Annotated in this window: 17 protein-coding genes; 5 read left to right on the top strand and 12 right to left on the bottom strand. The window is 72.5% G+C overall.

What is annotated here, in order from left to right:
* The first annotated feature begins 302 nt into the window (after positions 1-302).
* From D7318_RS00150 to D7318_RS00130, 4 genes are all read left to right on the top strand, one after another.
* Positions 303-1,562: a beta-ketoacyl-[acyl-carrier-protein] synthase family protein gene (locus D7318_RS00150; protein ID WP_120694738.1), complete on the top strand. Its 1,260-nt coding sequence runs from the start codon at positions 303-305 to the stop codon at positions 1,560-1,562.
* Positions 1,559-2,473 carry an acyl-ACP desaturase gene (locus D7318_RS00145; protein WP_120694737.1) on the top strand — a complete coding sequence of 305 codons (915 nt, stop codon included), beginning with the start codon at positions 1,559-1,561 and terminating at the stop codon, positions 2,471-2,473. The genes D7318_RS00150 and D7318_RS00145 overlap by 4 nt, the downstream gene beginning before the upstream one ends.
* Before the next feature lie 167 nt (positions 2,474-2,640).
* Entirely contained in the window at positions 2,641-2,889 is a 249-nt protein-coding gene (locus D7318_RS00135; protein WP_220729452.1) for an acyl carrier protein, read from the top strand.
* Between the two features lie 261 nt (positions 2,890-3,150).
* Positions 3,151-3,768 carry a DedA family protein gene (locus tag D7318_RS00130; RefSeq protein WP_120694735.1) on the top strand — a complete coding sequence of 206 codons (618 nt, stop codon included), beginning with the start codon at positions 3,151-3,153 and terminating at the stop codon, positions 3,766-3,768.
* Between the two features lie 52 nt (positions 3,769-3,820).
* Here the strand turns inward: D7318_RS00130 and D7318_RS00125 are convergent, their stop codons facing one another.
* The 8 genes from D7318_RS00125 to D7318_RS00095 all read right to left on the bottom strand — a co-directional run bounded on the left by D7318_RS00125 (position 3,821) and on the right by D7318_RS00095 (position 11,978).
* Positions 3,821-5,062, bottom strand: coding sequence for an Nramp family divalent metal transporter (locus D7318_RS00125; protein WP_120694734.1), 1,242 nt, complete (start codon positions 5,060-5,062; stop codon positions 3,821-3,823).
* Between the two features lie 15 nt (positions 5,063-5,077).
* Positions 5,078-6,058 (bottom strand): phosphotriesterase family protein, encoded by a 981-nt coding sequence (locus tag D7318_RS00120; protein WP_120694733.1) that lies wholly within the window; start codon positions 6,056-6,058, stop codon positions 5,078-5,080.
* A 25-nt stretch (positions 6,059-6,083) separates the two neighbouring features.
* A complete protein-coding gene (locus D7318_RS00115) occupies positions 6,084-7,652 on the bottom strand; it encodes an MDR family MFS transporter (RefSeq protein ID WP_183091251.1) in 1,569 nt (522 codons plus the stop codon).
* Between the two features lie 100 nt (positions 7,653-7,752).
* Entirely contained in the window at positions 7,753-8,577 is an 825-nt protein-coding gene (locus D7318_RS32555) for a DUF4097 family beta strand repeat-containing protein (RefSeq protein ID WP_183091252.1), read from the bottom strand.
* Complete coding sequence (locus tag D7318_RS00110; protein WP_120694731.1) at positions 8,574-9,218, bottom strand: response regulator transcription factor; 645 nt, start codon at positions 9,216-9,218, stop codon at positions 8,574-8,576. The genes D7318_RS32555 and D7318_RS00110 overlap by 4 nt, the downstream gene beginning before the upstream one ends.
* The gene (locus tag D7318_RS00105; RefSeq protein WP_120694730.1) at positions 9,206-10,420 is read right to left on the bottom strand and encodes a sensor histidine kinase; all 1,215 of its coding nucleotides are present in this window, start codon (positions 10,418-10,420) and stop codon (positions 9,206-9,208) included. The genes D7318_RS00110 and D7318_RS00105 overlap by 13 nt, the downstream gene beginning before the upstream one ends.
* A 24-nt stretch (positions 10,421-10,444) precedes the next feature.
* Positions 10,445-11,137, bottom strand: coding sequence for a DedA family protein (locus D7318_RS00100; RefSeq protein WP_120744984.1), 693 nt, complete (start codon positions 11,135-11,137; stop codon positions 10,445-10,447).
* A 175-nt stretch (positions 11,138-11,312) separates the two neighbouring features.
* The gene (locus tag D7318_RS00095) at positions 11,313-11,978 is read right to left on the bottom strand and encodes a LuxR C-terminal-related transcriptional regulator (RefSeq protein ID WP_120694728.1); all 666 of its coding nucleotides are present in this window, start codon (positions 11,976-11,978) and stop codon (positions 11,313-11,315) included.
* Between the two features lie 675 nt (positions 11,979-12,653).
* Between D7318_RS00095 and D7318_RS00090 the strand changes: the two genes are divergently transcribed.
* Entirely contained in the window at positions 12,654-13,337 is a 684-nt protein-coding gene (locus tag D7318_RS00090) for a response regulator (RefSeq protein WP_120694727.1), read from the top strand.
* A 94-nt stretch (positions 13,338-13,431) separates the two neighbouring features.
* On the opposite strand, the gene D7318_RS00085 is transcribed toward D7318_RS00090, so the two are convergent.
* The 4 genes from D7318_RS00085 to D7318_RS00070 all read right to left on the bottom strand — a co-directional run bounded on the left by D7318_RS00085 (position 13,432) and on the right by D7318_RS00070 (position 18,814).
* Positions 13,432-14,124: a response regulator transcription factor gene (locus tag D7318_RS00085; protein ID WP_120694726.1), complete on the bottom strand. Its 693-nt coding sequence runs from the start codon at positions 14,122-14,124 to the stop codon at positions 13,432-13,434.
* Positions 14,117-15,343, bottom strand: a complete 1,227-nt coding sequence (locus D7318_RS00080) for a sensor histidine kinase (protein WP_120694725.1) — start codon at positions 15,341-15,343, stop codon at positions 14,117-14,119. The genes D7318_RS00085 and D7318_RS00080 overlap by 8 nt, the downstream gene beginning before the upstream one ends.
* Positions 15,344-15,416: 73 nt before the next feature.
* Entirely contained in the window at positions 15,417-17,669 is a 2,253-nt protein-coding gene (locus D7318_RS00075; protein ID WP_120694724.1) for a xanthine dehydrogenase family protein molybdopterin-binding subunit, read from the bottom strand.
* A complete protein-coding gene (locus tag D7318_RS00070) occupies positions 17,666-18,814 on the bottom strand; it encodes an XdhC family protein (protein WP_120695190.1) in 1,149 nt (382 codons plus the stop codon). Before D7318_RS00070 ends, D7318_RS00075 begins: the two co-directional genes overlap by 4 nt.
* Between the last annotated feature and the right edge of the window lie 24 nt (positions 18,815-18,838).

The following is an 18,838-nucleotide window of genomic DNA, read 5'->3' as shown; positions in this document are numbered from 1 at the left end:
TGACTCGGATTCGGTCATTCTCGTCGGCGCCTGAACATCTTAGGGGCGGGAACACCGGCCCGGACAACCGCCCTTGGAAGAGGAATCCCTCATGCTTCGGTATGAGTCCCGCTCGTTCATCGGAGCGATTCCGACTTCGTCCGTGGACGGGTTTTCATTCCTCCCTGAGTGCCTTCTGCCGCATGCCGCGTTTTCAGTAGCCTTTCCTACTCGAAGCGGCCGTTCAGGCTTCTCGTCGAGAGCCACCGGTCACGCGGGAAAGGCAATTCCCGTGAGGACGCCCGAGGAAGGGGTGTGCTGTGATGGACAGACGTGATGATTCACCGGCTCGGGGCCGGCACGTCCGCGGACGGCCCGACGTGGTGGTGACCGGCATGGGGGCGACGACCCCCCTCGGCGGCGACGTCCCCACCAGCTGGTCCGCGCTGCTCGCCGGGGAGTCGGGGGTCACCGAGTTGGAGACCCCGTGGGCCGAGCAACTCCCGGTGCGGATCGCCGGAACGCTGTGCAAGGACCCGGCCGCCATCATCGACCGGGTGCAGCGCCGCAGGCTCGACCGCAGCCAGGAGACCGCGCTGGTCGCCGCGAGGGAGGCATGGGCCGACGCGGGCGCACCCGCGGTGGAGCCCGAACGGCTCGCGGTGGTCGTCGGCACCGGCATAGGCGGCGCGTTGACCATGCTCGACCAGGACGACCGGCTGGAGGCACACGGCCCCCGGATGCTGTCGCCGTTCACCGTGCCGCGCCTGATGCCCAACGCGGCGGCGGCCGTGGTGAGCATCGAGCTGGGCGCCAGGGCCGGGACCCACGCCCCCACCAGCGCCTGCGCGTCCGGGGCCGAGGCGCTCGCGGTCGGCGCGATGCTGATCAGGGCGGGCCGCGCCGACGTGGTGGTCGCGGGCGGCACCGACGCCTGCCTGCATCCGCTGTCCATCGGCGGGTTCGCGCGCATGGGCGCGCTCTCCACCCGCAACGACGCCCCCGAGCAGGCGTCCCGGCCGTTCGACCGGGACCGCGACGGCTTCGTGATGGCCGAGGGCGCGGGCGTGGTGGTGCTGGAGCGCGACGACTTCGCGCGCGCCAGAGGGGCCAGGGAGTACGCCGTGCTCGCCGGCGCCAGCGTCACATCGGACGCCACCGACATGACCACCCCCGACGCGGAAGGGCAGGTGCGGGCCATCGACCAGGCGCTGGCCGACGCCGACCTCGTCCCCGCCGACATCAGCTATGTCAACGCGCACGCCACCGGCACCCCGGCCGGGGACATCACCGAGGCGCGGGCGCTTCGGCGGGCGATGGGGAACGGCCCGGCGGTCACCGCCACCAAGGCGTCCACCGGCCATCTGCTGGGCGCGGCGGGCGCGGTCGAGGCCATCTTCACCGTGCTCAGCCTGCGGGACTCGCTGATCCCCGCGACCAGGAACCTCGCCGAGCCCGCCCCCGAGGTGGAGCTCGACCTCGTCACCGACCGCCCCCGGTCGGCCAGCCCCGCCGCCGCCCTGTCGACCTCCTTCGGCTTCGGCGGACACAACGTGGTCCTCGTCCTCAGGAGGTCGTCGTGAGAGTCGACGTGCTGGCCGAGCTCGAACCTGTGGTCGAGCGGAACCTCAACCGCCATCTGTCCCTGGCCAAGGAGTGGATGCCGCACGAGTACGTGCCGTGGGAGGAGGGGCGCGACTTCGTCGAGCAGCCCTGGCACCCCGACCAGTCGCGGCTGACCCCGGAGGCGCGGATCGCCCTCGAGGTCAACCTGCTGACGGAGGACAACCTCCCCAGCTACCACCGGGAGATCGCCAACCGCTTCGGCAGGGACGGCGCCTGGGGCACCTGGGTGGGGCGGTGGACGGCCGAGGAGGGCCGCCACGCCATGTGCATCCGGGACTATCTGCTGGTCACCAGGGCGCTCGACCCCGACGCGCTGGAGGCCGAGCGGATGGCGGTGATGCAGCTCGGCCACCACAGCGACCGCCCGGGGCCGCTCGAGTCGCTGGCCTATGTCTCGCTCCAGGAGCTGGCCACCCGGATCGCCCACCGCAACACCGGGCGCTTCGTGGACGATCCGATCGCCGACCACCTGCTGACGCGGGTGGCCGCCGACGAGAACCTGCACATGATCTTCTACCGGTCGCTGGTGACGGCCGGTCTTGAGATCGACCCGTCCGCGACCGTGCGCGCCATCTGCTCGGAGATCACCGGCTTCGCCATGCCGGGCACGGTCATCCCCAACTTCACGCGGAAGTCGATGGTCATCGCCCGCTCGGGGATCTACAACCTGTCCATCCATCACGACGAGGTGGTCCAGCCGCTGCTCAAGCACTGGCGGCTCTTCGACATCGAGGGTCTGGACGAGTCGGCCGAGAAGGCCCGCGAGGGGCTGGCCGACCATCTGGAGATCCTCGACAAGCAGGCGTCCGTCCAGTCGGAGCGATTCGCCGCCGCCGAGGCCAGGCGGGCGGCGCGGAACGCCTCATGAGCGGCGGGGAACGTCGGCCACCGCGCCTCGTCGGCACCTCTCCCCCGGGCACGCCCGCCTCTCCGTCCACCCCACCGCCCACCCCACCGTTCACCACACCGTTCACCGCACTGTCCGCGCACGTCCGCGCACGTCCAGGCATGTCCACACGAGATCGGGAGACCCGGGTGTCCGAGAAAGCCATTGTCGAATCGGTTGCCGAAATCGTCGAGGAGGTCACGGGAATTCCCGCCGGCCAGGTGACGCCGGAGAAACACCTGATCGAGGACCTCGACATCGACTCGCTCGCCCTCATCGAGGTCGCCGTGGCCGTGGGCGAGAAGTTCAAGGTCGAGCTGAGCGACGACGAGTTGAAGGAGCTGCACACCGTGGGCGACGTGGTGGAGCGCGTCAGGAAGGCCACGATCACCGCCTGAGACCAGGCGCGCGACGACCGGGCGGCCGACTTCCGTCGGCCGCCCGGTCGCGTCCGCCGCTCCGAGGGCGCCCAAGAAGTGCGGATGTCCACACACTTCGGTGGGGACAGGGGAACGGCGCCGGTGCCATGGGTTCCGTACCGTGGTGGTAGCCGGTGACCACGCCGTTCCCACGTCCGCCCAGCGCTCCCGGAGCCGCCACGTGCCCGACGTACCCTCCACCGTGCCGCCGCCCGCCCGTCCGCCCTCCCGGGGGCATCGATGACCCAGCTGTCCGGCGGCGTCATCGCGGTGCCGACCCTGGCCGCCTATCTGCTGGTCGCCCTCATCGTGTTCGCCGAGGGCTCCGTCCTGGTCCGCCATGTGATCCCCGGGGAGACCGCCGCCCTCTTCGGCGGCGCCGCCACCACCGGCGCCCTGGACTTCCATGTCTCCCTGCCGCACATGCTGGCCGTGGTGACGGCCGCCGCCGTCGCCGCGGGCTGCGTCGCCTACCGGATGGGCGGGCGCCAGGGCGCCACCGCCCTCGGCTACCGCACGCTGGTCCTCCGGCGCGAACGGCTGCTGAGCGCCCAGCGGTTCCTGGTGGACCACGCCCGCGCGGCGATATTCCTCTCCCGGTTCACCCGCTTCCGCCGCGAGGTGCTGCCCGCGCTGGCCGGCGTCACCCGCATGCCCTTCCGGCGGTTCCTGCTCTGGCACGCCCTCGGGGCGGTGGGCTGGAGCCTGCTGTTCGTCGGCCTCGGCGGCCTGGCGGGCGATGTCATCGAGGACGGCGCCGCGGTGTTGGCCAACGGCTTCCTGGTCGTCGTGCTCACCCTGGTGGTGGCCGACATCGCGGCCTCGCGCCGCCGCACCCGCGGATCCGGGGGCTCCTGAGCTCAAGGGCTGCTGAGCCCAAGGGTTGCTGAGCCGCTCCCGGGCCCGGGCCCTACAGCACGTGCTGGACGAGCAGATGGACGTTGAGGAGGACGATGCCGCCCGCCAGCGCCGCGTAGCCGGCCACGGCCCTCCGGCCGTTGGCGTGGCACCCCATCACCGAGCGGTCGGAGGTGATCATCAGCAGCGGGATCAGCGCCGGCGCGATCCCGAAGGACAGCACCACCTGGCTGAGGATGAGCGCCTGCGTCGGATCCCAGCCCGCGAACGCCACCGCCACCGCGGGCAGCATCGTGATGCTCCGGCGGATCACCAGCGGGATCCGCGCCCCGGTGAAGCCCTCCATCACCACCTGGCCCGACAGCGTGCCGATCCCGGAGGACGAGAGGCCCGAGGCCAGGAGCGCCAGCGCGAACACCAGCGCCGCCGCGCCACCCACCCAGGTGCCGAGCGCCGCATGCGCGTCGGTCAGCGCGGAGACCTCGGGCAGTCCCGTGTCGTGGAACGCCCCCGCGGCCACCAGCAGCATCGAGGCGTTGATGACCCCCGCCAGGCTGAGCGCCACCAGCACGTCGAACCGCTCGGCGCGCAGGGCCCGTCGGGTGTCCCGGGCCGTGCCACCCAGGTGATCGCGGCGGACGAGCGCCGAGTGCAGGTAGATGGCGTGCGGCATCACGGTGGCGCCGACGATGCCGAGCGCCAGGAGCACCGCGTGGTTGTCGGCGGGCGACGGCACGAGCCCGGCCACCGCCGCGCCGCCGTCCACCCCCGAGCGGGCGATCAGATAGCCGAACCCCGCGCACATCAGCCCGAGCATCACGGCGACGGCCACCTCGAACGGGCGGCTCCTGCGCCGCTGTACGCCGAGCATCAGATAGGAGAGCGCGGCCGTGAGCAGGACCGCCGCCGTGGGCTCCATGCCGAACAGCAGGTCGAGGGCGATGGCGGTCCCCATGAACTCGGCGAGGTCGGTGGCCATCGCCATCAGCTCCGCCTGCACCCACAGGGCCCGTGAGGTCGCCCTGGGGAACCGCTCCCGGCAGGCCTCCGGCAGGCTGAGCCCGGTGACGATGCCCAGCTTGGCCGAGAGGAACTGCACGGGCATCGCGGCGAGTCCCGCGCCGATCACGACCCAGAGCAGCAGATACCCGTAGGTGCTGCCGCTCTCGATGTTGGTGGCGAAGTTGCCCGGGTCCACATAGGCGACAGCGGCGACGAACGCGGGCCCGAGGGCTCGCGCCATGACCCGCATCCGCCGTGGCCCCGCGGACCGCTCGCCCTGCGTGGTGGCCATCGGGAGCGCGGCCCGTCAGGCGCCGAGGAAGCGGCGGGGGTTGTCCACGAGCATCCGCTGGATGTCCTTCTCGTCCACGCCGCGCTCGCGGAGCATCGGCAGCACACGCTCGCCGATGTGGCCGAAGTGCCAGTCGGGCAGGGCGCGGGCCTTGATCGCGTCCGGGTCGGGCGCGAGGTAGTCGGGGAAGCAGTGCGCGTCGTGCGAGAGCACCATGCGGTCCGCGTAGCCGCGCGCGGCGAGCGCCGCGACGGTCTCCACCCGCTCCTCCAGGCCGCCGAACAGCGCCAGGCCGAACCGGTCCATGCCCAGCGTCGCGCCGGTGTCCGCCAGCCGAGTCAGATAGTCCAGGTCGGTGCTGTCCCCGGCGTGACCGATCAGCACCCTGGCCGGGTCGACCGACTCCCGTCCCAGGACCTCGAGGGCGAGCAGCCCGCTCCGGCTGCCGCTGTCGGTGTGGACGCTGATGGGCGCGCCGGTCTCCCGGTGGACGCGCGCCACCGCGACGGCCACGCGCTCCACCCCCGGCGTCAGACCGTCCGCCTCCACACAGAACTTGAGCAACGCGGCCCTGATCCCGGTGTCGGCTATCCCCTCCACCAGGTCCCGGGTGAAGTCGCCGATCATCGGGTCCGGCATGTCGATCAGCCCGCCGGGGCCGCGGAACGCGTAGTGCTGGGGCAGCGCGTTGAACGTGTACAGGCCGGTCGCCACGACGATGTGCAGGTCGGGGACCAGCTCGGCGACCCGGCGGATCAGCCGGATGTCGCGGCCTATGCCCTGCACCGTCTGGTCCACCACGGTGCGGATCCCCAGGTCGCGGACGGCCCGCAGCTTGGCGGCGGCGTCGGCGACGCGTTCGTCCTCGTCCCACCAGGTCCCCGCCCCGTAATCGCGGACGTACTCGGGGGAGAGGACGAAGAGGTGCTCGTGCATCAGGGTCGGGCCGAGGTCGTCCGCGTCGACAGGACCGAGCACGGTGGGCACAAGGGGCATGGGTGTCCTCCTCGGACGGAAGGCGTCACGCGGGACGCGTGGCGTCCTTGGCGCTGTCGTCCACCGTCCTGCGCAGCGGGACGGCCGGAATGAATAGGGCGAGCAGGAGCATCAGCGCGGCGAACGGCAGCGCCGCGAGGAACACCAGGTGGATGGAGGCCGCGAACGCCTCCTCCACGGCGGGGCGCGCGGACTCGGCGAGGCCGCCGCCGTGGTGCGTGACGGCGTTGTAGGCATCGTCGGGGTCGATCTCGGGGGCGGTGTCGGCCAGCCGTTCGTCGAGACCGCGGATCAGCAGGGTGCTGAACAGCGCGGTGCCGAGGGCGCCGCCGAGCGCGCGGAAGAACATGGTGGCGGCGGTCGCGGTGCCCATGTCGGCGTGCGCGACGGCGTTCTGCACGATGAAGACCATCAGCTGCATGTGGAGGCCGACGCCCACGCCGAGCAGCGCGAGGAAGCAGAAGACCAGCCAGAGCGGGGTGTCGGCCGTGAGCCGCGTCAGCCCCAGGAACCCGCCGGTGATCAGCAGCGAGCCGACGACGGGGAACGACCGGTAGCGGCCGGTGGAGGAGACCCGCATCGCGGAGCCCATCCCGGCGATGATGGCCAGCGCCATGGTGGGCACGAGGGCGAGACCGGCCTGGCTTGGGCTGGCTCCCCTGGTGACCTCGAAGAACTGCGGGACATACACGATCGTTCCGTAGAGCGCGACACCGAGCAGCCCTGAGGAGGGCACGCCGAGCCGGAACACGGGGTCGCGGAACAGCCGGAGCGGCAGCAGCGGCTCGGCCGCGCGGCTCTCCCTGAGCACGAACAGCGCGCCCAGCGTGAGCGTGGCGCCGGTCAGGGCGAGGATCTGCCAGGAGCCCCACGCGAAGCGCGCGCCGCCCCAGACGGTGACCAGCAGCATCGCGGTGACGCCGGTGGCCAGGAGCGCGGCGCCCGCGAAGTCGACGGAGCGCGCGGTGGGGCGGCTCCGGGGGGTGTGGGCGACCCGGAAGGTGACATAGGTGAGGATCAGACAGCCCAGGCCGAGCGGGACGTTGACGTAGAAGATCCAGCGCCAGCTGAGGTGTTCGGCGAACAGACCGCCGAGCAGCGGGCCCCCGATGCTGCCGAGGGCGAAGACGCCGCCGGTGTACCCCTGGACCCGGCCGCGCTCGGCGGCGGGGACGAGGTCGGCGAAGCCCGCGGTGGCCAGGTTCATCAGGCCCCCGCCGCCCAGTCCTTGGAGGGCGCGCATCGCGATCAGCATGCCGAGGCTGTTGGCGGCGCCCGCCAGGGCGGAGGCGACGACGAACAGGCCGACCGCCGCCAGGAACACCGGGCGGCGGCCGTAGAGGTCCCCCAGCTTTCCGTGGAGGGGCGCGGAGGCGACGGTGGTGATCAGATAGGCGGTCACCACCCAGGAGACGGATCCGGTGCTGTGGAATTCCCGGGCGATGGCGGGCAACGCCGTCGCGACAATGGTCTGGTCGAGAACCGCGAGGAGCAACGCGATGGCCAACCCCGCCAGCGCGGCCTTCTTGCGGCCCGCAAGCTTCGGTGTGCCGGATTCCGCGGTCCGGGCCGTCAGCTCATCGCTTGTCGTCACACCGGGAAACTGTAGGGAAGAGGGGGGTCCGAATTCATCGATCGAAGGATTGAACCCCATTCCGCCCTCGGTAGGGCAGGCCGCGGTCCCTGCGCACGGCTCAGCCGGTGAGGCCCACCGCCACCGCGCCGTCCCGGGTGCCCACCCGCACCGACCGTCCCGAATCGGGGCTCGAGGGGAAGGAGACCTCGGCCTCCCCTCCACGCCCTGTGGTCTCCACGGCGTACCCCTGGGCCACCTCGGGCAGGGCCAGCTCGACGGAGCCGTCCCTGGTGTCCACGGCGAGGGCATCGGGCGGCTCGGCGAAGCGCAGGGCGATGGCGCCGTCTCGCGTCCTCACCTCGGCGGGGCCGCCACCCAGCCGGTCACCCGTGATCGTGCCGTCCCTGCCGCGCAGCTCCAACGGGCCCGCCACATCGGCGAGTCGGATGGGCCCGGCCTGGCCCGACGCCCGGACGCCGCCGGTGATCCCGGCCACGTCGATGGTGCCGGGGGCCGTGATGTCCACGGCGGCGGTCGCGGGGACCCTGAGCGCCACCGAGGCGTCGCAGTCCTGTCCCGGCAGCCCGGGGCATGAGAGCGAGAGCCGCAGGGTGTCCCCGTCGCGCCGTGCGGAGACCTCGGGGCGGAACAGCGACCAGGAGAGCGACCACTCGGCCTCGACCGCCTCGGCGTCGGTGCCGCGCACGGTGGCATCGCCGCTCACGGTGACCGCGACCCGGTCGAACGCGCCGGGGTGGGTGGTGCTCCGGGTCTCGGTGGTGCGGGTGAGATGGGAGGCGATGAAGGTGCTCAACAGCAGGACCACCAGCGCGCTGGCCAGCGAGCCGAGCAGCAGGAGCCGCCGGTCGGGGGCCGGGGGGCCGTCCGCCACCCGGTCCCCCACCGGGTCCTCCACCGGCGGCGGTGAGGCGGCGGCGCTCACGACTTCAAATACCTGACCACGGCGAGAATGCGACGGCTCGCCCCCTCGGCGGCATCGAGCTCCAGCTTTCTGAAAATGGAGGCCACGTGCTTCTCCACGGCGCTGTTGGAGACATAGATCTGCCGGGCGATCGATTCATTCGTGTGCCCCTCGGCCATCAGACCGAGAATGGTGCTCTCCCGCTCGGTGAGGCGGGAGAGCGGATCGGAGCGGCGGCTGCGGGCGAACAACTGGCGGACCACCACGGGGTCGAGCGCACTGCCGCCCTCTGCGACCCGGGTGAGTGCGTCCATGAACTCCTCGACGCGGGCCACCCGGTCCTTCAGCAGATAGCCGATGCCACCCGCGTCGGCGGTGAGCAGCTCGGTGGCGTACCGCTCCTCGACATACTGGGAGAGCACCAGCACCCCCATCCCCGGCCATCGCTCACGGATCGTCAACGCCGCTCTCAGGCCCTCGTCCGTGTGTGTGGGCGGCATCCTGACGTCGACGACGGCGACGTCGGGGGTGTGCCGGGCCACCTCGGCGAGCAGCTCCTCGCCGTCCCCCGCCTTGGCCACCACGTGGTGGCCCTCGTCCTCGAGCAGCCTGGCGACCCCCTCCCTCAGCAGCACGGAATCCTCGGCGATCACGACACGCACGGCAGCTCCACGGTGATCACGGTGGGGCCGCCCACCGGACTGGTCACGGTCATCTTGCCCTCCACGGCGCCGACCCGGCGCATCAGCCCGGACAGCCCGGCCCCCGTGGGGTCGGCGCCCCCCACACCGTTGTCCTCGACGGTGATCAGCGCCCGGTCGCCCACGGCCTCGATGGTGACCTGGATCAGATCGGCCCCGGCGTGCTTGGCGGCGTTGGTCACGGCCTCGGAAACCGCGAAGTACGCGACCGGCTCGACGCCGGACGGCAGGCGCCAGGGCAGCCGGTGGTCGATCCGTATCGGCACGGCGGAGCGCTCGGCGAGCGCGGAGAGCGCCGCGTCCAGGCCGCGCTCGTCGAGGATCGCCGGATAGACCCGCCAGGCCACGTCCCGTAGCTCGGTCAGCGCCTGGAGGGCGTTCTCGTGGGCGCGGTCAAGGGTGGGCAGCACGTCGGGGCCGGTGGGCGCCGCGCCCTCGGGGAGCGTGGCAGGCGACCTGGCCGCGGCCCGCTTGGCGGTGGCGAGCAGCAGCGCCAGGGCCACCAGCTGCTGCTGCACGCCGTCGTGGAGGTCGCGCTCGATCCGGCGGCGCTCGGCGTCCACCGCCTCGACCACCGAGGCCCTGGACCTGATCAACGCGTCCACCCGGGCCGCGAGCCGGGTCGGCTCACCGGGGCCGAGCAGGCGCCCGGCGACGCGCGCGTCCCAGGAGGCCAACGCGCCCGCGAGCCAGGGCGCCAGGCCGAGCAGGACGAGGCCCGCGATCACCCGGGCCGCCTCGGTCAGCACCGCGTGGCCCGGGCCGAGGAGCGAGGAGGCGGCCAGCGCGATCCCGGCCGACCAGGCGACCAGCACGGCGAGCCCGAGCGGGGCGCCGACCAGCGCGCGGGTCACGAGCCAGGTGTGCGTGCGGTCCATGGCGTCGGCGACCACGTCCTGGCGGGCCTCGGGGCGGATCCGGGCGATGTCCTTGAGCGGGTCGGTGACCGAGGCGATCCCGGAGGCGAGCAGCCGCCGCCGCTCCAGGCGGGCGGCGGTCAGGAGCAGCTTCTCCCGCCGCCCTCGGTGACGCTTCGCCCGCCGGAGGACCGGCAGGGCGACAAGGGCCAGCAGCGCCGGTATCCCGACGAGGGCGTCCAGCAGCGCGTGGACCGTCCTGATGAGGGTGCCGGTGACGGGCCGACGGGCTCCGGGCCCGCTCACCGGACTCCTCCCGAGGGCCGCCGGTCAGCGGGTCGGCATGGCATCCGCCTTCTCTCCCAACCGAGTTGACAAGAGTGAATGTGCGCCGACGACGGCGAAGCCGCGCTCGGTCGCGGGGCCCCGGCGGGCACGGTGCCATCGTAGGAGGAGGGCGGTGGCGAGGGCGATTCCGGCGGCGGCGAGCGCGGGCACCGGCCCGGCGACGGCGCTGCCGCCGCCGTAGCCCGCGCCCACATAGATCCCGGTCCAGGCCAGCTCGGCCACCATGGCCGCCGCGGCATACCGGGATATCGGGTAGCCGCTGAGCCCGGCGGCCGCCGAGCCCGTGGCCCTGCCGCCGGGCACGAAGCGCAGCGGGACGAGGATCGCCCCGCCGCGCCGGTGCAGCCCGGCAGCCGCCCGCTCGGTCATCCGGCGCAGCCAGGCAAGCCGCGCCCGGACGCGCCCGTCCCCGGGGTGGGCGGGGACCGGTGGGCCCGGTCCCCCGCGACGCAATCTGCGGCCCACCGCGTAGACAACGAGGTCGCCCACGAGGGTGCCCGCGAGCACCGAGAGTCCCACCAGGAGCAGCGAGAGATGTCCGTGGGCCGCCAGGGCCCCCGCGCCCATCACCAGGGCGGCATTGGGCGCGAAGGGCGTGGCGGTCGCGGTGAAGAGCACCAGGTATGCCAGGTGCTGTGCCTGAGCCACCGTTTCCAGGGCGTGCCCCGTGTCCATCGCGATCCCCTCCTCCGCCTCGTCTTCCCCGACCCCACCGATGTGCCGTGCTCGTGCCGGGCCCGGCCGGTCGTCCCGCTCCCACACTGGCAGGACGGCCGGTCGATGGCACTGGGGTCGCCCTCCTGACCCCGGGTGGTGTCACTCAGCAGAGAAGTGTGGACATCCACAGTGCTCAGTTCCTGGTCAATCCCTTACGGTGGGCGAGGATCCCCGCCTGGAGCCGGTCCCGGAGGCCCAGCTTGGCGAGGACGTTGGAGACGTGCGACTTGACCGTGGCGATGGTGAGGCTCAGGTCCTGGGCGATCTCGTGGTTGGACATGCCGAGGGCGATGTCCTTGAGCACCTGGACCTCACGCTCGCTCAGTTCGGGGAACGCCGTCTCGTGCGGGCCGCTGAGCGGCGGCAGGATCTTGAAGCGGTCCAGCAGGAGGCTGGCCATGGGAGGGCAGATATAGGCGTTTCCGGATGCCACCGCGCGGATCGCGGCGGTCAGTTCCTGCCGGGTCGTCCACTTCAGCAGGTAGCCGCGGGCGCCGAGCTTGAGCGCACGGGAGAGGTGATGTTCCGATTCCTGATGGGTGATCACCACGATCTTGGCCCCGAGTCCGGTGGCTCCCCCGACCACTTCGAGGGCCTTCTCGTGCCCGACGATCACGTCGGTGAGAATAATGTGCGCCGCGGATCTCTCCGCCAAGGCCAGGGCATCCCACGGAGAATCCGTGGAGCCGATGAGTTCCACGCCTTCTTCCTGGCTGAGGACGCTGCTGAAGCTTTCTCTCGCGAGCCCCTCGTCATCGAGGAGGACGGTGCGAATTGTGTCGGCCGACTCGGTACGCATGTATTCTCCGCTGGGGTGGCACGAATTCTCTGATGCGTAGCGCCTGTTCTGTTTTCCGTGAGTCCTCGCGGGCTGGGTCGTCAGCCGCCGGACCGAAGCCGAGCGACGACCCCAGGGATTCCGCGGGCACCGAACGGGGCCTCACGCCCTGCGACGTGAGCCTGGTGTGGTGGATGAGTGGTCAACTCGTGTGGCTACCGGGAATAACCGGGCCTGCCTCATGAAAACACATGTGCGAGCGGGCGGTCATCGCCGCCAAGGACGCATCGGGTCGGCAGGCTTCACTCTCCAGGATGAGGGAGCGCTCATCCCTTGGTTCCGGCGCCCCCGGGAGGGATAGGACGCGGCGTTTGTCAACCCCGCATCGGCCGTTATGGCGCCCGGCCCGACGTGACGGACCGCTTCTCGACGCCGAGCGGGACGCACACCCCAAATCGAACAAGGGAGTGGTTTACCGAGATCCAGCTGTGTGATGATGCTTCCGCCAAGTGGTCCCGGGCGCAGGCGGGTTGCCCACTGGTTGCGGCCTCAACTATCCATCGATTCGGCTCGTGCGTCCACGGCCGAGCGCGGGGGACGCGTCTCGGCGGCCGTGGTCTCAGGACCCACAACGGGGGGAAGTTCGTGCATGCGTGACCACTGTTCTCGTACGGGGAAGGCCGGAGGGCGGTCGGCATGGCGGTAGCCCATGCGCGCATCTCCGTGGTGATAGCGGACGACGAGCCGGTGGTCCGCGAGGGATTGCGACTGATCCTGGAGACCCAGCGGGATCTGGCCGTGGTCGGCGGGGCCGGGGACGGCCACGAGGCCGTTCAGCTCTGTGTGGAGCTCAGGCCCGATGTCCTGCTGCTCGATGTGCGGATGCCCTCGGGCGACGGGATCTGGGTTCTCGGCGAGCTCGCGGACAAGCGGCTCCTGGGGGGTGACGGCACCCGGGTGCTGATGCTGACGACCTTCAGCGCCGACGAGTACATCGACGAGGCGCTGGGCGCGGGGGCCAGCGGCTTCCTGCTCAAGAGCAGTTCCTACGAGGAGGTGCTCAGCGGCGTGCGGGCGACCGCGCGCGGCGACGGCTCCCTGAGTCCCAGCGTGGCCCGCCGGGTGATCGACGGCTATGTGGCCAGCCGGGCCAGCCGCCCGGTGGACGCCTCGGACGCCGCCCGGTTGGTCGGCCTCACCGGGCGCGAGCGCAGCGTGCTCGAGCTGGTGGGCGAGGGCCTGAACAACCTGGAGATAGCCGAGCGCCTGGCCGTCTCCGAGCACACGGTGAAGTCGCACGTCAGCAGGCTGCTCGCCAAGACCGGCTGTCGGGATCGCGGGCAGGCGGCGGCGCTCGCGCGGCGTTCCCAGGGCTTCTGACCCGCGCTCACCGCGGAGGCCACGCTCGCCACGGCGGCCACGGTCACCGTCGGGCCACGTTCAGCGCAGGGCCACGGTCACCGTCGGGCCGTGTTCAGCGCCAGGGTCCCCTGACCCGGCGGGCCAGGTCGGCCGCCTGCTCGCGGTCCCGGCAGCCCGTCTTGACAAGCAGTCGCCTCACCTGGGCGCCGACGGCCTGCTCGGACAGCAGCAGCCGCTCGGCCAGCATGGCGTCGCTCAGCCCTCGCCCGAGCAGGGTGAGGATCTCGCGCTCCTGGAGGGTCAGCGAGGACAGCCGGGCCAGGTCGGCCGGGTCCGCGGTGATGGTCGGCGCACCCGCGGTCGGCCCCTCGGGGGGCCGTGACCCGCCGGGCGGCGCGTCGGGCGGCGGCGCCACGCCGCACGCCTCGCGGATGGCCCCGACCAGCTGCTCGTAGGAGGCGCTCTTGAGCAGGAAGCCGCTCGCCCCCAGGCCGAGCGCCTGCTCGATGTACTCGTCGATGTCGAACGTCGTCAGCATCAGCACCCGCGGCGCCCCGGCCGCGACCCGCCCGCGTGCCGCCAGCTGGTCGAGCGTCCACAGCCCGTCCCTGCCCGGCATCCTGACGTCGAGCAGCAGCAGGTCGGGGCGGAGCGCGAGGCAGAGGCTGAGCGCCCGTTCCCCGTCCTCCGCGGTGCCGATGACCTCCAGGTCCGGCTGGGTGGTCAGGATGAGCCGCATCCCGTCCCTGACCACCCGTTCATCGTCCGCTATCACGATCGTGACGCGGCTCCACTCGTCAGCCATCGCTCCTGTCCCTCTCCCGCTCACCGGCCTTGAGGCCCGGCGCCTGGCGCGGGATCCGCGCCGCGACCCGGAAGCCGCCCTCGCCCGTGCGGCCCGCGGAAAGCTCCCCGCCCAGCGTTGCCACCCGTTCTCGCATCCCCTGCAACCCCACTCCCGCGCCACGCGGCATGGCCTCCCGGCCCCGGGCCCGTGAGGGTCCCGAGACGACCTCCACCCGGACCGCGTCCGAGGTGATCTCCAGATCCACCCGCACCGCCGATCCCGCCGCGTGTCGGCGGGCGTTGGCCAGCGACTCCTGCACCACCCGGTAACAGGTGAGCTGGAGCGGCTTGGGCAGGTCCTCCCGCTCGCCCGCGACGCGGAGCTCTGCCTCGTTCCCGGCCAGTCTGGCCGCCTCGACCAGCGCGGGCAGGTCGCCCAGCGAGGGGGCCGGGGCGCGCGGGGCCTCGTCGGCGGTGCCGTTGCGCAGCAGGCCGAGCAGCTCCCGCATCTCCACCGTCGCCTGCCGCCCCGCGACGGCCAGCGAGTCCACCTGCTCACGCGCCCAGACCGGCAGCTCCCCCGAGCGCGCCCTGATGGTCTCGGCGTGCACCACGAGCAGGGTGAGCGAGTGCGCCACGACGTCGTGCATGTCCCTGGCGATGCGCACCCGTTCAGCCGCGGCGGCGCGGTCGGCCAGCAGATGGTGCTCGCGTTCGGCGTCGGCCGCGCGCTGCCTGACCGTGCTCAGGGTCAGCCGGTGGCTCTGCATCACCACGCCCAGCGCCCACGCCACCGGGACCGGGGCCACGGTGGCGAACACGTCCGAGCCACCGCGCCAGTCCAGCGGCGCGGTCGCGTGGTTGATCGCCACGCCCACGCAGACGATCAACGCGGCACCGACCAGCGCCAGGAACGCGCGGGTGAGCGGGCAGTAGGCCCCCACCGCGTAGACCGAGAACGCCAGGGGCAGCACCACCAGGTTCCCCAGCTGGGCCTCCTGGGACGCGGACCAGATCGCCACGCCCGCGAGCGTCACCAGCACCACGGCCAGCCCCGCGAGCGGCCAGCGTTTGCGCACCGAGAGGGCGCCGAGGGCGACGACGGCGTAGATGGTGAGCGCCGTCCACGCGGGGCGGGACGTGTCGGTGGTGACCTGATCGACCAGGGCCGGAAGGACCGCCACCGCGGCGAGCAGCAGGTCCAGCAGCCGCGTTCGTGACAGCCGGAGCGGAATCATCAACCAGCAGGGTAGGGCCGCCCGTACGCGGCGCACATCACTCTGAGGATCGAGTGCGGCCGCGGCCGCGCCGCTACAGCAGCTTGTCGGGGGTGATGGGGAGGCGGCGTATCCGGGTGCCGGTGGCGTTGAAGACGGCGTTGCCGACCGCGGCGGCCGAGCCGACGGTGCCGATCTCGCCGAGGCCCCTGGCGCCGAGGCTTCTGGTCCCGACCTCCTCGCCTTCGTCGCCGAGGGGCCCGGTGAGGTGGGGGTCGGGCCGGTCGAGGAGGTGCACGTCGATGTCGGGGATGTCGGCGTTCACGGGCACCAGGTAGTCGGCGAGAGTGCTGGCGGCCAGCCGCCCGGTGGCGGGTTCGATGGGGTTGTGCTCAAGCAGGGCGTGCCCGATGCCGAAGACGACGCCGCCGACGATCTGGCTGCGGGCGGCCCTGGCGTTGATGACGCGACCGGCGTCCGCGACCGTGGTGAACCGGGTCACGCGGGTCTCGCCGGTGAACCGGTTGACGCGCACCTCGCAGAAGTGGGCGCCGAAGGAGTTGTACTCGTACTCCTCGGGAGCCCCGCCTGGCGAGTCGGCGGTGGCGTCGACGCCGCGAGAACCGAGTTCGGTGAGCAGTTCGCCGAAGGTCATCGAGTGCTCGCCCCCGTGCAGTCGGCCCTCCTCCCAGCGCAGGCCCTCGGCATTCAGCCCGTGCCACGGCGAGCCGGAATGGGTCACCGCGAGTTCCTTGAGCGCGGCGATCGTGTTGCGGGCGGCCGCCACGACCACCGGGACGGTGGAGTGCGTGGCGCTGGAGCCCACGGCGGGCGCGCCCGAGGGCAGCGCCGAATCACCGATCTCGGGGGTCACCCGCCCCACCGGGATCCCCAGGGCGTCGGCGCCGACGACCGCCACCATGGTCCATCCCCCGGTGCCCAGGTCCGAGGTCGCGGTCGACACCACCGCGGTGTCGTCGTCGAGCAGCCGGATCCGGACACTCACGGGGTGGACGCCCGCCGGGTACGCGGCGGTGGCCATGCCGGTGCCGTACAGCCACTGCCCGTCGACGCGCGCGCGGGGCGTGGCGCTGCGGTCCGACCAGCCGAAGCGCCGAGCGCCGTCGCGGTAGCACTCGTCGAGGTGCTTGCTCGACCACGGCAGGCCCGTACTCGGGCTGACGGTGGCGTAGTTGCGCAGGCGCAGCTCGACGGGGTCGACACCGGTGGCGACCGCGAGCTCGTCCATCGCCGTCTCGAGGGCGAACGCCCCTGCGGCCTCGTTGGGCGCCCGCATCGCCCGGCTGAGGGGCATGTCGAGGCGGACCGACCGGACCTCGATGTGCAGGTTCGGCGTGCTGTAGAACGTGTCCGAGGTGGCGTGGGCCGGGGTCAGGTTGAAGCCGCCGATGACCGGCATCACCGAATCGGTCCGGTGGCTGATGGCCTCGAGGACCCCGCCGCGGGAGGCGCCGAGCCTCACGTGCTGGGAGGCCTGTTGGCGGTGGCCGACCAGGGTGAACATCTGCTCCCGGGTGAAGGTGAGCTTGACGGGGCGGCCCAGCTCGCGGGCCGCCGCGGCGGCAAGGGGGGCATCACTCCACAGGATGACCCGGGAGCCGAACCCGCCGCCGACGTACCTCCCGACCAGACGCACCTGCGTCGGCAGGACGCCGAGCCGCTGGGACAACAGGAGGCTGTGTACGGTCGGGATCTGCGCACCGGAGTAGACAGTCACCTGGTCGCCGTCCCAGACGGCGAGGACGGAGTGCGGCTCCATCCCGATCTGGTGTTGCGTCTGCTGCCCGTACTCGGCCTCCACGACGACCTCGCTGGCGTCGAGCGCCTCGTCGATCGAGTTGACGCCGGGGGCGAGATGCTGGACGCTGCTCGGACTCCCGTCGAGCGCGGGGCCGGCGGGTTCGCGGGGCTCGTCCGCGAAGGAGGCGCGTGGCGTCTGCTCGTCGTAGGTCACCGTGACCAGCGCCGCGGCGTCGCGCGCCTGCTCGAAGCTCTCGGCGACGACCATGGCGATGGCCTGGCCGTGGAAGCGGACGGCCGTGTCGCTCAGGGGGATGTAGCTCTCGACGAGGGAACGGAACTGGGCCACGACCGGGTACAGACTCAGGCGCGTGTCCCCCGCGGTGTAGACGCGCAGGACTCCGGGAGCGTCGAGCGCGGCGGCGGTGTCGATGTGGGAGACGGTCCCCCTCGCGATGGTGCTGGTGACGAGGTAGGCGTGCGACATGTTGGCGGCCGGGTAGTCGCCGGAGTACTGGGCGGTGCCAGTGACCTTCAACCGGCCGTCGACGCGGACGGTCTCCTGTCCGACGGGAGAGGGTGTCATCGTGACTCCTGATTGCTGAGGACGGCGCCCACCAGCGGGACGCCGACGCCGTGGATGGGCACCCCGGTGCGCAGGGGGACGCCGGTGCCGCCGTGCCGGTGGGCGACGATCTCCGCCGCGATCGACAGCGCCGTCTCCCGCGGGGTGCGGGCGCCGAGGTCGAGCCCGATCGGCGAGTGCAGGCGGTCGAGTTCGCGGTCGGTGAGGCCCGCGTCGCGCAGCCGCGCGAGGCGTTCCTCGTGGGTGCGCCGCGATCCCATGGCCCCCACGTAGGCCACCGGCAGCCGCAGCGCGGCGGTGAGCAGCGGCACATCGAACTTGGGGTCGTGGGTGAGCGCGCAGATGACCGTCCTGCCGTCGAGGCGCTGTGACTCCAGATAGCGGTGCGGCCAGTCGACGACGACCTCGTCCGCGTGCGGGAATCGGTCGGGTGTGGCGAAGGTGGCCCGCGCGTCGCACACGGTCACCCGGTAGTCGAGGAACGCGCCGACGCGGGCCAGCGCCGCGGCGTGGTCGATGGCGCCGAAGACGAGCATGCGCGGGGCCGGGGTGTTGACCTCGACCAGCAGGGTCATCGGCTCCCCGCAGTGGCTGTCGGCCACCCCGATGTCGACGGTGCGGGTCAGCCCGGCGTGCAGGACGCCTTCGGCGTGGGCGAAGGCCACCCGGTCGAGCCGCTGGTCGCCGAGGGTCCCCTCGACCGGCCACCCGGGGCGCACGGTGATCATCCGCCCGAGGTGGGCGCTCGGGCCGCGCACGACCGTGGCGACGGCGACCGGCTCGCCGTCCGCGGCGGCGGCGAGGGCCCGCCCGAGCTCGGGCTCGAAGCCGGGCTCGTGGCGGCGCAGGAACAGGTCGATCGTGCCGCCGCACGTGAGGCCCACGCCGAGGGCGTCGCCGTCGCTGTAGCCGAACCGCACGGCCTCGGGGCGGCCGTCCCCGGTCAGCATCCGCCGGCATTCCTCGTAGACGGCGGAGTCGACGCAGCCGCCGGACACGTTGCCCAGCATGGCGCCGTCCGCGTCGACGACCAGGGACGCGCCGGGCTGGCGGGGCGCGCTGCCCGCGACGCCCATGACGGTGGCGACCACGAACGGGCTCCCGGCGCGGGCGCGTTCGGCGAGCTCGGCCGCCAGCTCAAGCATGGCCACCGCCCCTCGCGGCCCCCG

Origin of the sequence: Streptomyces radicis (assembly GCF_003626575.1) — a bacterium.
GTDB classification, from domain to species: domain Bacteria; phylum Actinomycetota; class Actinomycetes; order Streptomycetales; family Streptomycetaceae; genus Streptomyces; species Streptomyces radicis.
This window is presented reverse-complemented; position numbering and strand designations above follow the sequence as displayed.

What these genes read in the sequence shown, in the direction of transcription:
- D7318_RS00075 (WP_120694724.1), bottom strand. Translation starts at nt 17,669, where the DNA reads ATGACACCCTCTCCCGTCGGACAGGAGACCGTCCGCGTCGACGGCCGG.
- D7318_RS00100 (WP_120744984.1), bottom strand. Translation starts at nt 11,137, where the DNA reads ATGGACACGGGGCACGCCCTGGAAACGGTGGCTCAGGCACAGCACCTG.
- D7318_RS00070 (WP_120695190.1), bottom strand. Translation starts at nt 18,814, where the DNA reads ATGCTTGAGCTGGCGGCCGAGCTCGCCGAACGCGCCCGCGCCGGGAGC.
- D7318_RS00130 (WP_120694735.1), top strand. Translation starts at nt 3,151, where the DNA reads ATGACCCAGCTGTCCGGCGGCGTCATCGCGGTGCCGACCCTGGCCGCC.
- D7318_RS00095 (WP_120694728.1), bottom strand. Translation starts at nt 11,978, where the DNA reads ATGCGTACCGAGTCGGCCGACACAATTCGCACCGTCCTCCTCGATGAC.
- D7318_RS00085 (WP_120694726.1), bottom strand. Translation starts at nt 14,124, where the DNA reads ATGGCTGACGAGTGGAGCCGCGTCACGATCGTGATAGCGGACGATGAA.
- D7318_RS00125 (WP_120694734.1), bottom strand. Translation starts at nt 5,062, where the DNA reads ATGGCCACCACGCAGGGCGAGCGGTCCGCGGGGCCACGGCGGATGCGG.
- D7318_RS00080 (WP_120694725.1), bottom strand. Translation starts at nt 15,343, where the DNA reads ATGATTCCGCTCCGGCTGTCACGAACGCGGCTGCTGGACCTGCTGCTC.
- D7318_RS00120 (WP_120694733.1), bottom strand. Translation starts at nt 6,058, where the DNA reads ATGCCCCTTGTGCCCACCGTGCTCGGTCCTGTCGACGCGGACGACCTC.
- D7318_RS00090 (WP_120694727.1), top strand. Translation starts at nt 12,654, where the DNA reads ATGGCGGTAGCCCATGCGCGCATCTCCGTGGTGATAGCGGACGACGAG.
- D7318_RS00150 (WP_120694738.1), top strand. Translation starts at nt 303, where the DNA reads ATGGACAGACGTGATGATTCACCGGCTCGGGGCCGGCACGTCCGCGGA.